The organism is Streptomyces griseorubiginosus (assembly GCF_036345115.1).
Lineage (GTDB): Bacteria > Actinomycetota > Actinomycetes > Streptomycetales > Streptomycetaceae > Streptomyces > Streptomyces griseorubiginosus_C.
The window spans coordinates 4,216,914-4,235,210 of sequence record NZ_CP107766.1 but is presented as its reverse complement, the minus strand read 5'-3'; the positions used below and the strand labels follow the sequence as shown (position 1 = coordinate 4,235,210).

20 protein-coding genes and 1 pseudogene are annotated in these 18,297 nt (G+C 70.4%); 5 read left to right on the top strand and 16 right to left on the bottom strand.

Features of this window, described 5'->3' with window-relative positions; all coding sequences use genetic code 11:
* Positions 1 to 260: 260 nt before the first annotated feature.
* The gene (locus OHN19_RS19110) at positions 261 to 1,094 is read right to left on the bottom strand and encodes an HAD family hydrolase (RefSeq protein ID WP_330265346.1); all 834 of its coding nucleotides are present in this window, start codon (positions 1,092 to 1,094) and stop codon (positions 261 to 263) included.
* A 618-nt stretch (positions 1,095 to 1,712) separates the two neighbouring features.
* On the opposite strand from OHN19_RS19110, the gene ssd reads away from it, so the two are divergent.
* Together ssd and OHN19_RS19100 are read left to right on the top strand one after the other, a co-directional pair.
* Positions 1,713 to 2,816, top strand: coding sequence for a septum site-determining protein Ssd (gene ssd, locus OHN19_RS19105; RefSeq protein WP_330265345.1), 1,104 nt, complete (start codon positions 1,713 to 1,715; stop codon positions 2,814 to 2,816).
* A 221-nt stretch (positions 2,817 to 3,037) separates the two neighbouring features.
* Positions 3,038 to 3,616 (top strand): annotated as a pseudogene (locus OHN19_RS19100) (ATPase, T2SS/T4P/T4SS family); the annotation flags it as partial.
* A gap of 432 nt (positions 3,617 to 4,048) precedes the next feature.
* On the opposite strand, the gene OHN19_RS19095 reads toward OHN19_RS19100, so the two are convergent.
* Positions 4,049 to 4,363, bottom strand: a complete 315-nt coding sequence (locus OHN19_RS19095) for a DUF6415 family natural product biosynthesis protein (protein ID WP_330265343.1) — start codon at positions 4,361 to 4,363, stop codon at positions 4,049 to 4,051.
* A gap of 294 nt (positions 4,364 to 4,657) precedes the next feature.
* Between OHN19_RS19095 and OHN19_RS19090 the strand changes: the two genes are divergently transcribed.
* The 3 genes from OHN19_RS19090 to OHN19_RS19080 are packed head-to-tail and all read left to right on the top strand — an operon-like array spanning position 4,658 to position 6,304.
* A complete protein-coding gene (locus OHN19_RS19090) occupies positions 4,658 to 4,924 on the top strand; it encodes a hypothetical protein (protein WP_330265342.1) in 267 nt (88 codons plus the stop codon).
* Positions 4,890 to 5,423 (top strand): DUF6879 family protein, encoded by a 534-nt coding sequence (locus OHN19_RS19085; protein ID WP_330265341.1) that lies wholly within the window; start codon positions 4,890 to 4,892, stop codon positions 5,421 to 5,423. Before OHN19_RS19090 ends, OHN19_RS19085 begins: the two co-directional genes overlap by 35 nt.
* A gap of 26 nt (positions 5,424 to 5,449) precedes the next feature.
* Positions 5,450 to 6,304: a helix-turn-helix transcriptional regulator gene (locus tag OHN19_RS19080; protein ID WP_330265340.1), complete on the top strand. Its 855-nt coding sequence runs from the start codon at positions 5,450 to 5,452 to the stop codon at positions 6,302 to 6,304.
* A gap of 53 nt (positions 6,305 to 6,357) precedes the next feature.
* Here the strand turns inward: OHN19_RS19080 and OHN19_RS19075 are convergent, their stop codons facing one another.
* The 14 genes from OHN19_RS19075 to OHN19_RS19010 all read right to left on the bottom strand — a co-directional run bounded on the left by OHN19_RS19075 (position 6,358) and on the right by OHN19_RS19010 (position 18,292).
* Positions 6,358 to 6,630 carry a hypothetical protein gene (locus OHN19_RS19075; RefSeq protein ID WP_330265339.1) on the bottom strand — a complete coding sequence of 91 codons (273 nt, stop codon included), beginning with the start codon at positions 6,628 to 6,630 and terminating at the stop codon, positions 6,358 to 6,360.
* Positions 6,630 to 7,058, bottom strand: coding sequence for a hypothetical protein (locus tag OHN19_RS19070; RefSeq protein WP_330265338.1), 429 nt, complete (start codon positions 7,056 to 7,058; stop codon positions 6,630 to 6,632). Before OHN19_RS19070 ends, OHN19_RS19075 begins: the two co-directional genes overlap by 1 nt.
* Positions 7,058 to 7,240 (bottom strand): hypothetical protein, encoded by a 183-nt coding sequence (locus OHN19_RS19065; RefSeq protein ID WP_330265337.1) that lies wholly within the window; start codon positions 7,238 to 7,240, stop codon positions 7,058 to 7,060. Before OHN19_RS19065 ends, OHN19_RS19070 begins: the two co-directional genes overlap by 1 nt.
* Before the next feature lie 20 nt (positions 7,241 to 7,260).
* Entirely contained in the window at positions 7,261 to 8,172 is a 912-nt protein-coding gene (locus OHN19_RS19060) for an N-acetylmuramoyl-L-alanine amidase (protein ID WP_330265336.1), read from the bottom strand.
* A 64-nt stretch (positions 8,173 to 8,236) separates the two neighbouring features.
* A complete protein-coding gene (locus tag OHN19_RS19055; RefSeq protein WP_330265335.1) occupies positions 8,237 to 8,734 on the bottom strand; it encodes a hypothetical protein in 498 nt (165 codons plus the stop codon).
* On the bottom strand, positions 8,731 to 9,153 hold the full coding sequence (locus tag OHN19_RS19050; protein WP_330265334.1) for a hypothetical protein: 423 nt from the start codon (positions 9,151 to 9,153) through the stop codon (positions 8,731 to 8,733). The genes OHN19_RS19055 and OHN19_RS19050 overlap by 4 nt, the downstream gene beginning before the upstream one ends.
* Positions 9,154 to 9,162: 9 nt before the next feature.
* Positions 9,163 to 11,604 (bottom strand): LamG-like jellyroll fold domain-containing protein, encoded by a 2,442-nt coding sequence (locus tag OHN19_RS19045; protein WP_330265333.1) that lies wholly within the window; start codon positions 11,602 to 11,604, stop codon positions 9,163 to 9,165.
* 4 nt (positions 11,605 to 11,608) lie between these two features.
* Positions 11,609 to 14,887 (bottom strand): hypothetical protein, encoded by a 3,279-nt coding sequence (locus OHN19_RS19040; RefSeq protein ID WP_330265332.1) that lies wholly within the window; start codon positions 14,885 to 14,887, stop codon positions 11,609 to 11,611.
* 142 nt (positions 14,888 to 15,029) lie between these two features.
* On the bottom strand, positions 15,030 to 15,500 hold the full coding sequence (locus OHN19_RS19035; protein ID WP_330265331.1) for a hypothetical protein: 471 nt from the start codon (positions 15,498 to 15,500) through the stop codon (positions 15,030 to 15,032).
* A 9-nt stretch (positions 15,501 to 15,509) separates the two neighbouring features.
* Positions 15,510 to 16,022, bottom strand: a complete 513-nt coding sequence (locus OHN19_RS19030) for a hypothetical protein (protein WP_330265330.1) — start codon at positions 16,020 to 16,022, stop codon at positions 15,510 to 15,512.
* A 7-nt stretch (positions 16,023 to 16,029) separates the two neighbouring features.
* Complete coding sequence (locus tag OHN19_RS19025; protein WP_330265329.1) at positions 16,030 to 17,016, bottom strand: phage tail tube protein; 987 nt, start codon at positions 17,014 to 17,016, stop codon at positions 16,030 to 16,032.
* 3 nt (positions 17,017 to 17,019) lie between these two features.
* Positions 17,020 to 17,247, bottom strand: coding sequence for a hypothetical protein (locus OHN19_RS19020; protein WP_330265328.1), 228 nt, complete (start codon positions 17,245 to 17,247; stop codon positions 17,020 to 17,022).
* A 25-nt stretch (positions 17,248 to 17,272) separates the two neighbouring features.
* Entirely contained in the window at positions 17,273 to 17,737 is a 465-nt protein-coding gene (locus OHN19_RS19015; RefSeq protein WP_330265327.1) for a hypothetical protein, read from the bottom strand.
* The gene (locus OHN19_RS19010; protein WP_330265326.1) at positions 17,738 to 18,292 is read right to left on the bottom strand and encodes a phage head-tail connector protein; all 555 of its coding nucleotides are present in this window, start codon (positions 18,290 to 18,292) and stop codon (positions 17,738 to 17,740) included.
* Positions 18,293 to 18,297 lie beyond the last annotated feature (5 nt).

Genomic DNA, 18,297 nt, shown 5'->3' with positions numbered 1-18,297 from the left:
TCGATATGTTGCCCATCAGGTCGGGAACTTTGCCCGTCACCTGGTGCGGCTGGCCCGTAATCGACGGGTCGACGTCGCGTGGGTGCTCGGTGTCCATGCTCGGTCCGTGGGGCCAAATGCGTTATTAAGGTGATCCTCTCGGATGTCCTTGGTCTCGCGGGCCGTTAACCCCTTTGTACTCCAGGACCCGGGCAAGCGGAACCCCCGTCAGCCGTTCTTTACTTTTATCCTCAAATAGGCGCCAAATGTGCTGAATCGCCTCACGCCACCGTCGACCGGCGCCGGTTCGCGTACCAGACGAGGCCGGCGGTGGCCGCCGCCGCTCCTATCGCGGCGACCGCCACGAGCGCCGGACGGGGCGGTACGGCGAACCCGGGCAGCCGCTGCTTGAGCCGTACCGGGCGGTGGAAATCGAGAATCGGCCACCCGCGCGCGAGAGCCTCGCGGCGCAGGGTGCGGTCCGGGTTGACGGCGTGCGGACGGCCCACTGCCTCGAGCATCGGCAGGTCGGTCGCCGAGTCGCTGTAGGCGTAGCAGCGCTCCAGGTCGTACCCCTCGGACTCGGCCAGCTCCTTGATCGCCTCGGCCTTCGTCGGGCCGTACGCGTAGTACTCCACCTCGCCGGTGAAGCAGCCGTCCTCGCCGACGACCATGCGGGTGGCCACCACCCGGTCCGCGCCCAGGAGTTCGCCGATCGGTTCGACCACCTCGGCGCCCGACGTGGACACGATGACGACGTCGCGCCCGGCGGTGTGGTGCTCCTCGATGAGGGACGCGGCCTCGTCGTAGATGATCGGGTCGATCAGGTCATGGAGGGTTTCGGCCACGATCTCCTTGACGTGCTGGACGTTCCAGCCGCGCACGAGCGCGGAGAGGTACTCGCGGGTGCGCTCCATCTGGTCGTGGTCCATACCGCCGACGAGGAAGACGAACTGGGCATAGGCGGTCCGCAAGGCGGCCCTGCGGTTGATCAGGCCGCCTTGGTAGAACGACTTGCTGAACGTGAGGGTGCTCGACTTCGCAATGACCGTCTTGTCCAGGTCAAAGAAGGCAGCTGTGCGGGGCAAGGAGTGGTTTTCCACGACCCCGAGCATAGGCGCAGCCCATTCGGCGTAAGCTGGGGCGCGTGGGTTTGCCTGAGAAGCGTCTCGGGTACACCATGGAAGTCACGGATCGTTCGCGACCGTGCTAACCCGGCCCGGCTCCTCCCCCCCCGAGTCGGCCGTGGAGACGACCCCCACTCTCCCCCCCGGTGGGGGTCGTCGCATGTCCGGGGGCATTTTCTCTCTTCTGATCGCGGTCTGCGGCCGCTGCGAGGCGGTATCGGCCGCCTCTTTCCCATGCCCATGATCCGTCACTGTACGTAGCGGCCGTGCTGCTCTGCGGAGGTCGCACAGGGGTACCACGAGGCTCACCGGTATGGGTGACGGCGATATTCACAACCGCTGAGTTGTCCACAGTTATCGACCAAGATCCACACGATTTCCGGGATCGCTGCACCGTGATTCCCACGCATCCCGCTCGGGCCGACTTCATGGCCGGTTCCGGTTAGTCGGGTGTGTTTGGCCGGTTCGTATCGGCCGCTCATATGGAGGCCGCTTGCCGGTTCTTCACATGTCTGGGAATCGCGGGGCCGAAGGGGTCGCGTGAGAGAGGCGACGCGCCGGCCGTTTCGGGGGCCTTCGGGCGTCGCAGCGAAGGGGGATGAGGACGTGGCCGCAGCCGTCACACACGATCCGCCGCCCGCCGCCGGAGGGCGGCAGGGGCAGCCGTTGATCGTCACGGAGGACGAGGACCTGCTCGACGACCTGCTGCGCCTGTGCGCGGCGGCCGGGGCGAAACCAGAGGTGCACCACGGGCTGCCGGAGCGCAGAGGCAGCTGGGAGGCCGCCCCGCTGGTCCTGGTCGGCGACGACGCCGCACGGCGCGTGCGCGGAGCCGCGCGCCGGCGCGGAGTGGTGCTCGTGGGCCGGGACCAGGACGACTCCGGGGTGTGGAAACGGGCCGTCGAGATCGGCGCCGACCACGTCCTGATGCTGCCGGACGGCGAGCAGTGGCTGGTCGACCGCATCGCCGACGTCGCCGAGGGCGTCGGCCGGCCCGCCCTCACCATCGGCGTCATCGGCGGCCGGGGCGGAGCGGGCGCCTCCACGCTCGCGTGCGCCCTCGCCGTCACCTCCGCGCGTGAAGGCCTGCGCACCCTCCTCGTGGACGCGGATCCACTGGGCGGCGGACTCGACGTACTCCTCGGCGGCGAGAGCACCGAGGGGCTGCGCTGGCCCGCGTTCGCCGCCTCGCGCGGGCGGGTCGGGGGCGGCGCCCTGGAGGAGTCGCTGCCCCGGCTGCACTCGCTGCGGGTGCTGAGCTGGGACCGCGGCGACCGCATCGCCGTCCCGGCCCCGGCCGTCCGGGCGGTGCTCGCCGCGGCCCGGCGCCGGGGCGGCACGGTCGTCGTCGACCTGCCCCGCCGTCTCGACGACGGCGTGGCCGAGGCCCTCGCCCAGCTCGACCTCGGGATCCTCGTGGTCCCCGCCGAACTGCGCGCCCTCGCCGCGGCCGGCCGCGTGGCCGCCGCCGTGGGCATGGTCCTGCGCGACCTGAGGGTGGCGGTACGCGGTCCCTACGCCCCCGGCCTCGACGACCGCGAGGTGGCCCGGCTGCTGGGTCTGCCCCTGGTGGGCGAGGTGCCGGTGGAGTCGTCGCTGCAACGGCCGCACGGAGGTGAGGCGCCACCGGGCGCGGCGGCACGGGGGCCGCTCGCGCGGTTCTGCAAGGAGTTCTGGGAGCGGGCGCTGGCGGAGGCGGGGGTCGCGTGAGCGGGGTCTTCGAGGGGGCGTGGGGGGATGGACCGTCCGGCGGCGGGGCGGGGCGGGCTGGGGCGGGATCTCAGGCTCAGGCTCGGCTTCGGTCTCGGTCGGGCTCGCGTTCGCGCTCGCGCTCGCGCTCGCGTGAGGTTGCTGTCGGATCTGTCGGATCTGGCGGATCTGGCGAGGCTGTTGGAACTCTTGGGGTCGGTGAGGCTGTCGGGGCCGTCGGGCTGCTGGACGGGGTGCGGCAGTGGCTGGCTGAGAGCGGGGCCGAGCCGACGCCCGCGCGGGTGGCGCAGGCGCTGCGGGAGCAGGGGCGGGTACTGGGCGATGCCGAAGTGCTGGTCGCGGCCGAGCGGTTGAGGTCCGAGCTGGTCGGCAGCGGCCCCCTGGAGCCGTTGCTCGCGGACCCGTCGGTGACCGACGTCCTGGTGTCCGCTCCGGACCGGGTGTGGGTGGACCGGGGCGGCGGACTCGAACTGACCGCCATCACCTTCCCGGACGCGGCCGCCGTACGACGACTCGCACAGCGGCTGGCCGCGGTGGCCGGGCGGCGCCTCGACGACGCCCGGCCCTGGGTGGACGCCAGGCTGCCCGACGGGACCCGGCTGCACGCGGTGCTGCCCCCGGTGGCCGTCGGCAGCACCTGTCTGTCGCTTCGGGTGGTCCGGCCGCGCGCGTTCACGCTGGACGAGCTGGTCGCGGCCGGCACGGTGCCGCCGGGCGGGGACCGGGTGCTGCGGGCGCTGCTCGACGCGCGGCTGTCCTTCCTCATCAGCGGCGGGACTGGTACGGGCAACCCCAACCTTGCTCTATGCCACCTCTAAAAGGATCTTGAGCTGAGCGCCCTCGGAGTACCTCCAAAGGAGGCTCTGACCTGCACGTTTCCGTGTCTACTGGCAGGCGCTCGCCCGCGCCTTCGAATCTAAGGTGACCCCGTTTTGCCGCGCACACGACGGCCCCGACCGGGTCGGCATCCGGTCGGGGCCTGGAGCCCACCCGCCCCTGAAACGCCTGGGGAGCGGGGACGGGCGGGCGATCAGGTGGCTACTCGGTCCACCGGGTACCGCTGACCGAGGCGAAGCTCGGCCGCCCGTTGTAGTAGTCCACGTGCTCGCGGTCGGCGTGCGGCGGCCTGGTGCAGGACGCCCCGCTCTCAGGGTGAACGAGCCCGCAGTAGCCAGCGGCGCGGGCCGCCGACCTGAGGGCCTGCGCCTTCCGCTTCTCGGCGGACGCGGCCGTCACCGCGGTGCCAGCCGCTCGTAGTGCCCGCACAGCGTCTTCACCGACCAGGCCAAGCGAACGGCCACCGCGCCGCGGACACGGTCGGTGTCGCCGTTCCCCAGACGCAGCCGGTTCTTCGCCTCGGCGACACCGGCCAATGCGCGGGTGCGGTCGGCGGACCTCTGCGGCAGTACGTAGGCGCGGGCGCGGACGGCGGGGATGAGCGCCTGGAGGTGCTCACGGAAGGTGTCCTGGAGCTTCTCCAACTCGGCACCCTCGAAGAGCTTCTCGGGCTCCTCCTCGGCGAGGACGAGGCGCGTACTCGCCCGCATCGCACTCGTGTTGGGGGGCGGGGAGGCCGCCCCTGCCGTACCGAGGTCCAAAGCTGTAGCGTGCGGCATGTCGACTCCAAGCAGTCGTCCACGCCCGGGGCCGTTCGCGCGGCCGCCGGGATTCGTTGTGTCTCCCGACGCTAGGAGCGCGATGTGCAGCACCTCCAGCGTTGTGCAGATGTGTGCACGCAAGCTCATGTCTTGGGCTGGTGGCGCATCACGCCCTCTTGACGGTGGCACCCAGCGGGGCGACGGTGTCGCACAGTCCTGCACAAACGACCGGCGGAGGCAGCCATGTCGCTACTGTTCATCGGCATCGACCCGCACACCGGAGACCACGAGTCACCGACAGTGTGGGTTGACCAGGAGAAACACGAACTCGTCTTCCAGGGGTGGAAGCCCGGCCCCGAACTCGAAGCAGAGTGCGCCGCGTTCGAGGTGCCGGGCCACGCCGTGGGCATTCCCGAGAACGAGGCCGTGGTCCGTGTCCCCGCCAGGATGGTGCCGATGATCAGGGAGGCCTGCGATGCCGTCGAACGTGCCGCCGCCCGCGTTCACTGACCTTCTGGCCGGCGCCACGCGGTCCGCCGTCCACCTGGAGATGCGCGACAGCTACGCCGTCGACTACGAATCCGGGCCATTCGCCGACTGGCGGCGCGGCTTCCGGCACGACGAGGCGGACCGGGCCTCGTGGTGGCGGCCGTGGCTCAGCCTCGTCGAGGAGACGACGGCGCGGGGCGCGACGATGCGGCGGGCCCGCATCGTCTCGGAGCCGGTCAGCGAGTACACCCGGTTCCTGCACAGCTTCACCTTCACCAACGTCGCCGCGGGCGAGCAGGTTTCGTGGCTGCCCCGCCGTCGGGCTTCCGAGCTCGCGCTGCCGGGGAACGACTTCTGGCTGTTCGACGATCAGACGGTCTACTGGAACCACTTCACCGGCGACGGCGCGTCTGCCGGCGGCGAGGTCTCCGAGAATCCGGCTGTCGCCAAGTTGTGCGCCGAGGCCTTCGAAGCGGTGTGGACGCGCGCGATCCCCCACGACCAGTACGAGATCCACTGACCCAGCGAGCACCGGCAGGCCAGCTCATGCCCCTCTCTCCCTCCTCGTCCGCTCAGGCCGCGCGCGAGGTAGTCGCCCAGCGACTGCGCGACCTGCGCAAGAGCGCCGGGCTGACGGTCGCTGAGCTGGCCAGCCGCTGCAACTGGCACCACGCCAAGACCTCACGGATCGAGAACGCACGCACGGCGCCCACCGCCACGGACATCCGACTGTGGTGCCGGGCATGCAACGCCGTCGACCAGGCCGAGAACCTGATCGCCCAGTCGCTGCACGCCGAGTCCATGTACACCGAGTGGCGCACGCAGGTACGCGCCGGCCTCAAGGCACTCCAGGACAGCGAGCCCCGGCTGTTCCAGGACACCGAGCTGTTCCGGGTCTACTCCTCCACGCTCGTGCCCGGCCTCCTCCAGACCGAGGGCTACGCGGCGGGCATCCTCGGGATCAGTGCTCGCTTCCGCGACGTGCAGCTCGACGACAGCGCCGAGGCCGCCCGGGCGCGCGTGGACCGCTCCCGAGTCATCCACGAGCCAGGGCACCGGTTCGTGTTCGTCGTCGAGGAGGACGCGCTACGGCACCAGATCTGCGGGGCGGAGGACATGGCTGCACAGCTCGGCTATCTGCTCGCTGCGGGCGCCCTGCCGCAGGTCTCCCTCGGCATCATCCCCATGGCCGCGCGCGAGCGGACCCAGTGGCCGCGCGAGACGTTCCACGTCTACGACGACCGCCTCGTCTCCGTAGAGCTCGTCTCGGCCCGGGTGAGGATCACCCAGCCGTCCGAGATCGCCCTGTATCTGCGGGCCTTCGAGCAGCTTCGCGCTGACGCGGTGTACGGGGCGGAGGCGCGCGGCCTGATCCTTCGGGCGATTGAGGCCCTGCACTGACCCCGGACATGACGAAAGCGGCCCCGCCCTCCCGAAGGAGAGCGGGGCCGCGGTCATGGGCGCCATGGTGTGAGGTCGAGTTCGGCAGGCGGCTCGGGTGCGGGCCCGGCCGGCGTGTCGGGGCCGACCCGTCGGGCCCAGCCCCACAGGTCGAGGTACGCGCGCGTCAGCAGCTTGCGCTGCGTCCGTTCCTCCTTGACCTCCTTGTCGAGCCGCTCCGTGATGGCCATGAAGTCGGAGCGCCGGTTCGTCGCGCGCGACTGCCCCCACGACAGCAGACCCACGAGCAGTGCGACGGCTCCGCCGACCAGCGCCCCCACATCCATCAGCGTCTGTCCTTTCTCAGGTACGGCGGAGGCGGGTCGTCCATGCCCGAGACGAGCACCACGCCGATCGTGAACGCCCCCCACCCGCACGCCGATCCGACCGCCTCCGGGTACGACGTCGCCGCCGACGCCGCGAACGCCCCCGACCACAGCCCGGCCGGGACGGCGAGCAGCGTGTAGCCCAGGGCCTGCACCCGCGGGCAGTTGACCAGCAGCCCGGCGAGCGCGGCGACCGCACCGCAGGCCACCCACATCCAGCCCAGCACGTCCATAGGCACGTAGCGGGTGACGTCGGCCAGGCCGCGGGCGGTCCCATACCTCGGGTTGCCGATGATGCCGAGGCCGCCGTACAGCGCCCAGCCGGCGCCGACGGTGATGAGGAAGGCGCGGCGGTGGGAGAACGACCACCGCGCCGCCGCGGCCCACATCAGGCGTCGGTCTTCGGCCGGTTGGGCACGGCCCAGGTGATGCCCCAGGCACCGAGCATGGCGAGCACGATGGTGACGCCCTCCCCGGTGGTGAGGACCTGGTCCTGCACGGCGGTCACCGCGGCGGTCGCGCCGGCAGCGAGCCCGGCCACGAGGGACTTGGCGATGCTGGAGATCTTCATGAGGGATCGTTCCTTCCAGATCAGGCGGAGACGGTGAAGCCGTGCTCCTTGCCGAGCGCGGTGAGGGAGGCGCGGCCGGGGATGCCGTCGGCGGCGGTCCCTGAATAGCCCAGGTGGCGCTGCCACTTGGCGTAGGCCTGCACGGTGACGGTGCCGAAGTGCCCGTCGCTGTACGCCTTGGCGAGGTAGCCCGCGTCGACGAGGGCGGCTTCGACGGTCTTCACGCCGGCGTAGGTGACCGGGGTGCCGGCCGCCTTGGGGTTCGAGCGGGCTGCGGCGACCAGCTTGGACAGGTCGACGACCGGCCGGGCCGGGGCGGGCAGCGTGGTGGTGGGCTTGCCCGCGGCGAGCCGCTCGACGACCTTGCCGCGCAGCCAGTCCATGGTGAAGCCTCGCGGGTCGACCTTGCCGGGCTGCCACTCCAGGTGCCCGATGACGGACAGGGCGTCCCAGCCGTGTTGGCGGACCAGGGCCGTGCTCACGCGGATGATGGCGTCGATCTGCTTGGCCGGCCACGGGTCTTCGCCGTCGCCGAGGTTCTCGCACTCGAAGCCGTAGAAGTGGCGGTTGCCGTCGACGGTGGCCTCGTTGTCGGTCGGCGCCTTCCGCTCGGCGATGACCGCGGCCAGGACGTCAGGGTCGCCGAGGCCGGCGTGGTTGGCGCGGCCGTAGCCGACGAGGTGCACGGTGCCGTCTTTGGCGATGACGCCGTGGCACAGCGGGCCGGGCAGGTCGGAGCGGCCGTCGCGGCAGATCTTGACGGTGGCGGCGGTGCCCTTGGTGACGGTGTGGTGGATCATCACGCCGTGCACCGGGCCCCACGGGCCCTTCGTGTTGCGGTTGTGCGTCTCCCAGTCGCCGACCTCGACGACGGTCACGCCCTCCGCCCGCAGCAGCGCTGCGAACGTGGACGCGCTGGGCGGTGTGGCCATGCGGTCTCCAGACATGAGAAACGCCCCGGCGTGGTGGCGCGGGGCGTGGGGTGGTGGGGCGGGGTCAGGAGGCGGACTCGTAGCAGAACCAGGCTCTGATGGTGTTGCCGGAGGCGAGGGTGGCTGGTGTGCCCTGGCTCGCGTTGGCGGAGCGGGTGTTGGTCGAGGAGGTGGGGAAGGTGACCTGGAAGGTGGAGGCCCCGCTGTTGATGGAGACCTGGCCGTGCCAGGTGTCGGTCGAGACCATGCGCGCCGAGCCCAGGCCGGAGAACCCGGCTGCCGCGGCGGCGGCCGGGAGGCTGAAGCTCCAGGCGCCGGAGCCGAAGGTGGTGGAGGACCCGGCGGTCAGGGTCGTCTCGCCGATGACGGTGCGGCCGATCTTCATGTAGCGGCCGGTCAGGGTGCCGTCGTTGAGGACGGGGTTCGTCGTCGACGCCGTCCACGTCGGTGTGTACGCGGTCCAGGCGCTGAACATGGAGTTGAACTGGTCGCGGATCTCCTGGTTCATGAGCGCGGCGGAGACCACCTCGCCGACGACCCAGGTGCGCGGGGTGAACGTCATGCTGTTTCACCTGCCGGTGCAGAGAGTTGGTTGACCGGGTTGTTCGGGTCCGCGTCGTTCCACCAGTTCCGCAGGCCGGGCTTGAGCCCCATCAGGCTGGCCTCGACGGCGGCCGGGTCCTCGGGGAAGGTCAGCGGGTACCAGCCCCAGTTGCATTCCGTGCACGCGTAGCGGGGGTCGGTCGGGGAGACGACCTGGGCTGAGCCGCAGCTGGTGCAGTCGGCGACCCACCGGTTCTGGTTGATGCGGGCGAACGCCGAGTCCGCGACGGTGCCTTCGGGCGGGGTGATGCGGCGGCCCATGCGGGTCTCGTACCAGCGCCACACCAGCTCGGCGGCCGGCACGTCTGCCCAGGCGTCGGCGGGCATCGGTGCGGGCGGCTTGTAGAACGTCTCGGCGCGCACCACGGCGGTCGGCATGCGGGGCTCCTAGTAGGCGAGGCGGGTGGTGGAGTCGAGGACGGAGTAGGTCGGGTCGTCCAGCACCCAGACGCTGTCGTTGTTCGTGGCGCTGGTGTGGAACTGGATCAGGTGGGACTTCTCTTTGATCGTCTCGGTGTAGCCCTCGACCGTGACCCGCATCGAGGAGGCGGGCGCCTGGGCGGGCATGGTCGTGACGGAGAAGTAGGAGCTGATGTCGGCGTCGAGGATGTCGAGGTAGGTCGACATCGTGTACGCCTCGACTGGCACCTCGCGCAGCTCGGGCGCCGGGTTGGCGTAGCGGGAGACCCGCCAGTACGCGGCGTCCAGGACCGAGTTGTCGCTGGTCTTGAGAATGGAGATGGCGCCGGGGTCGTAGATCCCGAAAGCCAGGATGCTCGAGGGGGCGGTGACCTTCTGGGTGGCGCCGCCCGGCCTGCTCGCTTCGATCGAGTTGACCAGCTTCTGGTCGTCGTCGGCGAGTTCGACGCTGTTGGTCTCCAGGTCTGCGTAGGCGATCGTGAAGACCTCGGAGGCCGGGTTGGGGTTGTACCGCAGGTCGCGGGACTGGAAGGCCAGCCCGTAGTAGTCGCGTTCGGCGAACAGGCGGGCGGACTCGGTGGATTCGACCTCCCGCATGCGGGCCACGACCGCCGAGCCGCCCGGCCCCTGCGAGGCGATCGGGTCGAAGGTGGAGCCCCAGATCGTCACCGAGGCGACCTGTGCGTAGGAAGCCAGCCGCTCGATGCGCACATCGGCGTCCTCGCCAGCGAAGCCGGTCATGCCCGCGCTGTAGTGGCCGGTGATCAGCGGGCCCACCGAGTAGGTGTCCGTGGCGTAGACGACGGCGTGGCCGATCGAGCCGTTCCACAGGCGGGTGCCGCGGTAGCCGCCCACGTGCAGGACCCTCTCGTAGAACCCCCTGGGCACAGCAAGGGCGGAGTCGGTGAGGGTGCCGTCGATCCACACCTTCCCTTCGCGCTGGTCGTAGACGACGTGGTGCCAGTTTCCGTCGGCGAGGGTGGCCGGGCTGGTGACCGCCTCGACCGTGAGCGGGCTGCCGTCGGAGGACCACTCGATCTGAAGGGTGCCGCCCGCGGCGACCGACAGCACGTGCTGGCTGACGAGGTCGGTGGAGTGCACGCCCATGATGGCCCGGCCAGTCGTGGTCGTCTTGAAGAAGGCCTCGAAGCAGAGGTAGTTGACGGTGGTGTCCTCGAACTGCGGGCCGAGGTCGGCCATCAGCCACTTGCCCGCGGTCGACGTCGAGGGCGTGAAGACGGGTACCTGCTCGCCGGTCTCGGTGGGGCCGTCGGCGCTGCCCAGGGTGAGGGTGCCGCCAGCGCCAGCCTGGGTGATGGCCAGGCTCGGGGCGCCGTTGCCGCCGACGTCGCCGGCCGTGGCGGAGGCGCTGTCCTCGGACAGCGGGTAGTACACCATCGGCGTCAGGGTGAGGATCTCCTCACCGAGCATGGAGCGCAGGGCGGGGCGCCGGTTGAGCCGTTTGAACAGGTCCGTCGCCGTGATCATGACGGTGGAGGCCAGGCCCTCGAAACCCACCGGGAACTCGTTGACCATGCCCCAGAAGCGGGGCCGCACCTCTGCGCCAACCAGGTCGTACTCGGCGAAGTCCGTGGTGCCTGCGTCGCGGGTGGCCGCGATGCTGAGGTTGACCTGGTCGGCGACCACCCAGGCCGGGGTGGCCAGCGAGCGGCGCACGGTCCAGCCGAAACCGTCCCCGCTGGTCTCCCAGTACACGGTGCCCGAGGCCTCGCGGATTCGCAGCCACGCGTGGCTGATGGGGCTGTAGGTCAGGGCGACCGCGGCCCCGTCGGCGAACCCGACGTCGCTCTTGCACGACAGCTTCCCGGTGGTGGCGTTGTACTCGAAGCCGATCCTGGTCCCGGACGTCACCGCGTTGACCATGAACGAGGTGCGGGCGTTCGTCCCGCCAGCGGGGACCGTCGCCAGACGCACCATGGTCTGGCTGCCCTGGAGCTTCCACGTGCGGGCTGACTGGAAGCCGCTGGAGACGCCCGCTGCGGCGTTGATGCGGGCCCGGCCGCCGACCTCGGAGACGGTGCCGAAGTTGCCCGACCACAGTGTGGCGTTGATCCGGCCGTCGTCGAAGTCGTCGCCCAGCATGGCCAGCGGGTAGGGCGCCGAACCGGACTGGGTGGGCATGACCGCGACCGCGATCCGGATCGGGGCGTTGCGCCGCACATACGGGTAGTACGGCGACAACGCGTTGCCCGCGGTGAAGCGGCCGTCCTGGTTGTCGAGCAGGAGGCTGGCCTGCCCGGGCTGCGTCTCCGACAGTTCGTCGGAGGCGCCCCTGGTGATCGTCACCCCCCGCTTGGACACGTCGACGTAGGTACTGATGTCGGTCCACGTGATGGTGTCGGGGGCCTGCACAAGGCCGCCCCACCCCATCTCGACGATCAGCGGCATGAGGTCACCTCCCTGGAGACAGGACGACGGTTGCTCCCTGGTGACGGCCGAGCTGGACCAGGACGCGCTGGAACTCCAGGCCCACCGCCACCGGATCCATCGCGTCGTGCACGTCGACCTGCACCTGGTAGACCACGCCCCCGCTGCCGACGGCCGCGGGCCGCCCGACCACCGGGGCGCCGACCGCCTGCCCGGCCATCCGGCCGGCCACCGCCTGCATGGCCCGGTCCACGTGCGGCAGACCAGCGAGGACACCGACCGCGACACCGCGCGCGGTGTTGATTCCGTCGGGGATCATCGCCCGCGCCGGGGACTTGATCCCGAGGGCCTTCCTCAGGGCCTTCTGCATGCTCTTGGCGATCTTCACCATGGTCGCTTCGAGCTGCTTCTCCTGGGAGGTCAGACCGGCGAGGAAGCCCTTCGTCGCGTTCTTCCCGGAGTCGTACAGCTTGTCCGCACCGACCCGGCCGAGGGTCGCGGTCGACGCGTCCAGCTGCGACTGGATCGAGTTGATGGACTTGAAGGTGGCCTTGTCCGCACCGACCAGCGCCGAGGCGTAGGCGTAGCCCGTCTCGGGGCCCATGTTGAGGATCTGCCGCAGCAGTCCCTTCGACAGGCCCCGCTTGGCGAGGATGCTGATGTAGTCGGTGAACTGTTTGACCTGCGCGAGCTTCCCGGCGAGCCCGGCCTTGATGGTGCCGGCGTTGATGCCGCCTTCCTCCAGTCCGAGGCTGGACAGGCCCGCCCCCTGCCGCGCGGAACTCGTGAGGTCGGAGGCGTACTTCTTCGCCTCGGCGATCTTCGCGGCGATCGCGTCGCGCTTCTTCGCCGCCGCCATCAACTTGCTCGTCTGCTGGTCGACGTAGCGGACCAGGCCGGATTCCTTGCGGCCGGAGAACGCGGTCTTGATGTCCTTTACCAGGTCCGCGGACACCGACTTGATCTTGGCTTGGGTGCCGGTCAGGCCCACGATCAGGCCCTTGCCGATGTCCGCGGCGAGCGCCTTCGTCTTCTTCGACGGTGAGGCGATTTGCATCTCCGCGCGGATCCCGGCGGTGATCGCGGCCGACATCAACCGTGCGGCCGCGCCCACTGATCCGGTCGACGCGGTCATGCCGGTGATCAGGCCCTGAGCGGCTGCTTTCCCGGCGCCGATGGTGCGGGCGCCGACCGAGCCGTGCAGGATGCCCTTCGTCTCGTTCGCGGTGAAGACCCGGGCGTCCTGCCCGAACACCACCAGCTCGGGCCCCTCCTCGCCGACCATGGCCAACTCGCCCTTGGCCGGCGTGCCACCGGTCGCGTAGTTGCGGTGCGAAGGCGCCACCGCCGACTTGGAGCCGACCGTGGTGAACACCGACGTGATGTGCACGGTCTTGTCGGTGACGGACGCCAGCTGCCCCTTTGCCCTGCGGACCTTCGCCTCGAGGTCGGCGATCGTCGCCTTGAGCGCGGCCTGCTTGCCCGGCGGCACCGTCTTCAGCTTGGCCTTGGCGGCTTCGATCTGGGACTGCCAGTTGTTGATGTCCAGCTTCAGCTTGCCCGCGGCCAGCTTTGGCGCCGCCTGCGCTGCGAACTCGCTGGCCTTCGTCTGCGCCTTGTCCAGGCCGGTGAGGAAGGTGCCCTTGAACTCGTCGAACTTCCGGTTCGCGGTCTTCAGCTTGTCGCCGATACCGGGGATCCAGCCGAAGGCGTGGGCCGCCCCAGAGATGATCCCGTCGAACGCGGTCAGCACACCGGTCGCCACTACCTTCATGGCGCCGATGACCGTGGGGGCTGCGGCGATCGCCGCGTTGGTGATGTCGATCATCGCGACGCCGAAGATGCGGGCCCCCTCCAGGACCTGCACCTTGTTCTCGGCAACCCACTGGTTGAGGCGCTCCAGCGGGCCGACCGCGTTGTTCACGGAGTCACCGATGGGCAGGAAGGCGCCGGCGATCCCGACGGCGGTGTCCTTGAGGGTGGGGCCGATCAGGGAGCCCACGTCCCGCACGGTCTTCAGTCCGAACGTGATGTCCGTGAACAGCGGCTCCAGCTTGTCCAGAGCGCCCGCCAGGGTGTCCATGGCGCCGGCCGCGATGTCCCCGCCGACCTTGAACGTCTCGCCGAACAGCGGACCCAGGACGCGCCCCGCCTGGCCAGCTAGGCGGCCGATGCCGCCGACCACGCTGTTGACCGCGGAGAACAGTCCGTCGAGCATCTTTGCGGCACCGGGGATGCCGACCTTCAGCCCGTCGAACATGGAGGGCAGGCCCTTGGAGAGCAGGCCGCCGATGCCGGTCGAGAACGACTTCAGGGTCGGCCCGGAGGCGGCGCCGAAGTCGAGCAGGCTGCGCGTGAACGGGCCCATCGACGACGTCATGTCGCGGACGAACCCGGTGCCCAGCTTGAGGTTGGTCTGAAGATCCTTCTGGAAGCCGGAGTCCTTCAGCAGGCGGCCGACACCGCGGGCAGCGTCACCGAAGCCCTTGCCCATGTCGGTCGCGTACTTGCCGAGGATCTTGACCGTCGGCGCGGCGTCCTTCAGCGCACGGGTGAACCCGGGCAGCATCGCCTTCTGGACGTCCTTGCCGACCCCGGAGAACTCCTTCTTCATCCCGACGAGTTCCTTGGTGAAGGAACGCGCCTCCGGGGACAGCTTCTTCAGGGCCTCGGCGTACTCCTTCTTGCCCTTGCCCGCCGCCTCCATGGCGTCGCCCACGCCGTTGAAGCCGAGCTTGAGGGTGACCGCGGCCAGCGCCCCGCCTGCCAGCATCGGCACGACCGCGCCGAGGGCCGGAAGCAGCGACACACCCGCGACGACGGCCACGCCCTTGAGGGCGCCCGACAGCCCCATGCCCGCCTCGCCGGCCGAACTGGCGGACCGCGCCAGGGCGCCCAGGCGGCCGTCGAGGTCGGGCACGCCGTCGGCCAGGAGGCGCTGCGCATCGGCCGCGGAGACGAACCGGCCGCGCAGATCGCGCAGTCGGCCGTTGGCGTCCGTAGTGAACCGGGCAACGCCCTGCTGCGCCTGGTTGCTGGCGTCGCTGACACTCAGCAGGCGGCGGGCGGCCGCCATGACCCGGCTGCCCATGGAGTCCGCGGAGTCCCCGGTCGTAGAGAACCGGGACTGGAGCGAGCGCAGGCGGGTGCCAGTGTCGTCGGCCATCGAGCGCACGGCCGCCGAGCCGCGCCGGCTGCTGTCGGCCAGGCGCCGGTACAGGCGCTCCGAGCTGTCCCCGGCCCGGTTGAGAACCCGGGACAGCCGGTCGTCGCCGTCGAGGATGAACCGCATCCGGTCCGACATCACTCACCCCCCGAAGCGCGGGCCCGCAATTGGGCCTGGTGGTTGTCGATCCAGGTGGTGAGCAGGTCGAACTCTTCCTCGGTGAGGTCGTCGACATCGCGAGGGGTGTAGCCGAAGTGCAGCCCGAACAGCGGCAGGTAGGTCAGCCGTCGCTCGGTGAAGCTTCCTCCGTCGCCTCCGGCAGCGACTCCGGGGCGGGTACCGGGTCTTTTGGGGCCGTCACGTCGGCGATTGCCGTCGCGGCGTCCTCCGGGTCGAACGCCGAGTCGCGCAGCTCGTCGAACGCCTCGGCGAGGTCGTCGGGGTTCTCCCGGTACTGCTCGAACAGAGACTCGGCGTAGGCCCGGACCTCGTTCGCGTCGAGGCGCGAGTACAGCTCGCCCTCGAACGGGTCGAAGTCGCCGAACCTGAGGGCTGGTTCGGTGCGCTTGCGGATGGCCCACACGACCACGCGCATGGCGTGAATGTCGCCGCGAGCCACGCCTTCCTTGATGTCGGGCCAGCGGGCGTCGGCGGTGCGCTCGATGATCTGGATCTCGGAGGCGCGCAGCTTGCCGCGGCCGGCGTCGAACGTCTGCTGCTCGCGGTCCTTGGGTGCGAAGACGATGATCACGGGGTGCTCCTATTCGAGGCGGCGCCGCACGTCGTCGAGGACGCGGGCCACCTCCTGTTCCATGCGGGGGCGGTGTCGGCGGACGGTGGTGTCCCACCAGGGCGGCGAGGCGTACTGGTTGACCCAGCCGCCGCGGGACTTGTTGCCGAACGTGGGATGGCGCAAGCGGCCGTCGTTGAGCTGGCCAGGCACGCCCCACAGGTCGCGGGGCAGGCGGCCCTTGTCGATCCACACGGTGGCGCCCATGGCGTTGCCGGTGCGGACGCTGATGCGGATGGCCGCGGCGAGGGTTTCCCGCAGGGGGCGGGTGTTCGGCGAGGGGCCGCCGGGCCGGGTGCGCCGTCCCTGGCTACGGATGTCCAGGCCGCGCATCGTGGACTGCAAGTCGTCGCGCAGCGGTTCGGCGGCGCGCCGGATACGGCGGTGCATGGACTGGCGGATGTTCTCGCCACCGGCAGCGCGCAGGCGCCGTGACAGCTCCAGCAGGCTGCCGGTGTTGAGGATCCGCACGTCGCGGGTCACGGCCCGCTCACAGGGTGACGTCGGTCGAGATGTACTCGATCTTCGGCTGGTTGGTGCCGTCGTACAGCCCGGTGAAGGAAAACGTGGGCTTGATGACGCCGAACCCATCGACCACCGGCGGACCCTCGTCGAAACGGACCGCGGGCAGCGTGATGCGGAACGTCTCGAAGAACGTGCTCGCGATCAGCGGGCCCACGAACTCCCACACCAGGGACGTCGCCCCGTCCGAGGTGTGCAGGTCGTCGAGCGTGGTGGCGACGTAGTCCGTCTCCAGGCTGCCGGTGATCTTGACCTGGTCGTTCTCGATCGGCTCCTTCTTCAGGGCCGCCTGGTTGGCGTAGAACCGCTCGACGTCCTGCGGCCTCTCTACCTTCACGGAGACCTTGCGGATGCCGTCGAGCGCGGTCTCCGCCCCGAACGTGCCGGTCTTCAGCGCCATCTGCCCGAAGTGGAACGGGCTCATGTTGCTGTAGCTGGCGGCCGCCAGGGTCTGGGACTCGTCGCAGTCCTTGCCGTCGATCTCGAAGCTGGCGGTGAGCATCTCGCCGACACCGCAGGCGAACTCGCCGCTCGTGATCTTGCAGCCGACGAGGGTCTTGTCCGTGACCGTGCCCGTGGTCAGCGGCACGCCCTTCTGGATCGTCAGGGACTTGCCTGCGACCGAGGCGAGGGTGTGGGTCTGGAGGTAGGCCGTGGTGACGCCCTGCTGGACGGGGGTCACCGTGGTGCCCATGAGCTGCTGGAGGAGCAGGCCCATGCCCTTGTTGGAGACCTCCATCTCCAGCGAGCCCTGCACCTCCTTGCGGGTCAGCACGCGGCGCGCGGACAGCGGCAGCAGACGACCGGCCGCGATGCCCGCGGACTGGGCGGTCGTCTTCTTGAGGACCAAGCTCTCCTTGGTGAACTCGATGAACTTGGTGGGCGCCAGGAAGGTGCCGTAGGAGGCCTCGGCGCTGATACCGATCTGTGCGCCGAGCCCGGATCCGATCGCCATGGATCAGTCCCCCTTCTGCGGCTTGGCCGCGCTCTTCCGCGGCGCCGGCGTCGGCGCCTCGGTCTCCTCGGGCCGCGGCTCCTCGACCGCCTCCCAGTTCGAGGTCTGGCAGACGTAGCCCTCGAAACGGGCGTCGGGCACCTCGACCACCTCGTCGGGGTGGACGACCCGTTCGGGGCCGAGTTCGGGCACGGTCACCGGCTCCGGCCCCAGGTAGCGCACACGCGCCATGGCTGTACTCCTCTGCTGGTGTGGATCAGATACGGGCCTGGCAGGTCACCGTGAAGTTGAGCCCCGCGTTGGCGCCTTCGCTCTGCCACTGGGACAGGTCGCCGGCGGTCAGGTGCGCCCACAGCACCGTGCCGTTCAGGGTCGGCGCGGTCGGCGCCTCGTTGGTGGCGCGCAGCGCCGTCTCGACGGCCGCCACGATCTCGAAGACTTTCGTGCGGCGGGCGGCCATGTCCTTGTCGCCCGCCCGGCTTTCGGCGTAGCAGGCGATGGTGAAGGCCTCGTCGCGGGTGCGGGCCCCGGCCGCGTTGAAGGACTGCTGGAGGGCAACCGCGGAGTCGCCGCCGGGCTGCCACCCGACGTGGATGCGGTGCTTCTCGGTCAGGTTGACCGACTCCGGGCCGTCGACGATGCGGATGTCCGCCAGGGCCGGGGCCGCCTGGAGGATCGCCAGCAGCGCGTTGACGGCTGCGGGTACGCGGGAGGTCTCCATCTACGCCACCCCCGGCGGGACCTTGTACGGCTCCAGCAGCTGGAGCACCCGGTTGGGGATGGCGTAGCCCCAGCCTGCGATCTGCTCGGTGACGAGGAAGTCGTCCCCGCCGCCGACTGAGGACAGCCCCCGGGATGCCCCGTACTGGGTGCGCCACAGGTGCTGGAGCAGGATCCGGGCGGCGAGGTTGATGGTGGGCGGCACCTCGCCCCGGCCTGCCTCGTAGACGGCGGTCCACGGGCCGCCCGCGAACGAGCCGCCGCTGAGGCGGTGGATGACGCCACTGTCCTTGTCGAGGAAGACCTCGTCCGTCCCGATCGCCGTCCCGCCCGTGGTGAGCGGTGTGAGCGACGTCAGGGACACCACTGGAACCTGGGTGAGGACCAGCGCCGCGCGGCCGTCGACGACCTCGGTCACCGTGCGGATCTCCACCGGGCCGACGTGCCGTTCGATGGGCGCGGTCAGCGCGTCGATGTAGGCCTGGAGCTCGGCGTCCTCCGTGTCGGTGGTGATGTCGAGTTGGGCCTTCGCCTCGGCAAGCGTCAGCAGCGCCATGGCGG

Coding starts and splice junctions, on each gene's coding strand:
- OHN19_RS19025 (WP_330265329.1), bottom strand. CDS start 17,016: ATGGCGATCGGATCCGGGCTCGGCGCACAGATCGGTATCAGCGCCGAG.
- OHN19_RS19055 (WP_330265335.1), bottom strand. CDS start 8,734: ATGACGTTCACCCCGCGCACCTGGGTCGTCGGCGAGGTGGTCTCCGCC.
- OHN19_RS19060 (WP_330265336.1), bottom strand. CDS start 8,172: ATGGCCACACCGCCCAGCGCGTCCACGTTCGCAGCGCTGCTGCGGGCG.
- OHN19_RS19040 (WP_330265332.1), bottom strand. CDS start 14,887: ATGTCGGACCGGATGCGGTTCATCCTCGACGGCGACGACCGGCTGTCC.
- OHN19_RS19075 (WP_330265339.1), bottom strand. CDS start 6,630: ATGGATGTGGGGGCGCTGGTCGGCGGAGCCGTCGCACTGCTCGTGGGT.
- OHN19_RS19050 (WP_330265334.1), bottom strand. CDS start 9,153: ATGCCGACCGCCGTGGTGCGCGCCGAGACGTTCTACAAGCCGCCCGCA.
- OHN19_RS19070 (WP_330265338.1), bottom strand. CDS start 7,058: ATGTGGGCCGCGGCGGCGCGGTGGTCGTTCTCCCACCGCCGCGCCTTC.
- OHN19_RS19085 (WP_330265341.1), top strand. CDS start 4,890: ATGCCGTCGAACGTGCCGCCGCCCGCGTTCACTGACCTTCTGGCCGGC.
- OHN19_RS19080 (WP_330265340.1), top strand. CDS start 5,450: ATGCCCCTCTCTCCCTCCTCGTCCGCTCAGGCCGCGCGCGAGGTAGTC.
- OHN19_RS19110 (WP_330265346.1), bottom strand. CDS start 1,094: ATGCTCGGGGTCGTGGAAAACCACTCCTTGCCCCGCACAGCTGCCTTC.
- OHN19_RS19095 (WP_330265343.1), bottom strand. CDS start 4,363: ATGCGGGCGAGTACGCGCCTCGTCCTCGCCGAGGAGGAGCCCGAGAAG.
- OHN19_RS19065 (WP_330265337.1), bottom strand. CDS start 7,240: ATGAAGATCTCCAGCATCGCCAAGTCCCTCGTGGCCGGGCTCGCTGCC.
- OHN19_RS19090 (WP_330265342.1), top strand. CDS start 4,658: ATGTCGCTACTGTTCATCGGCATCGACCCGCACACCGGAGACCACGAG.
- OHN19_RS19010 (WP_330265326.1), bottom strand. CDS start 18,292: ATGGCGCTGCTGACGCTTGCCGAGGCGAAGGCCCAACTCGACATCACC.
- OHN19_RS19020 (WP_330265328.1), bottom strand. CDS start 17,247: ATGGCGCGTGTGCGCTACCTGGGGCCGGAGCCGGTGACCGTGCCCGAA.
- OHN19_RS19015 (WP_330265327.1), bottom strand. CDS start 17,737: ATGGAGACCTCCCGCGTACCCGCAGCCGTCAACGCGCTGCTGGCGATC.
- OHN19_RS19045 (WP_330265333.1), bottom strand. CDS start 11,604: ATGCCGCTGATCGTCGAGATGGGGTGGGGCGGCCTTGTGCAGGCCCCC.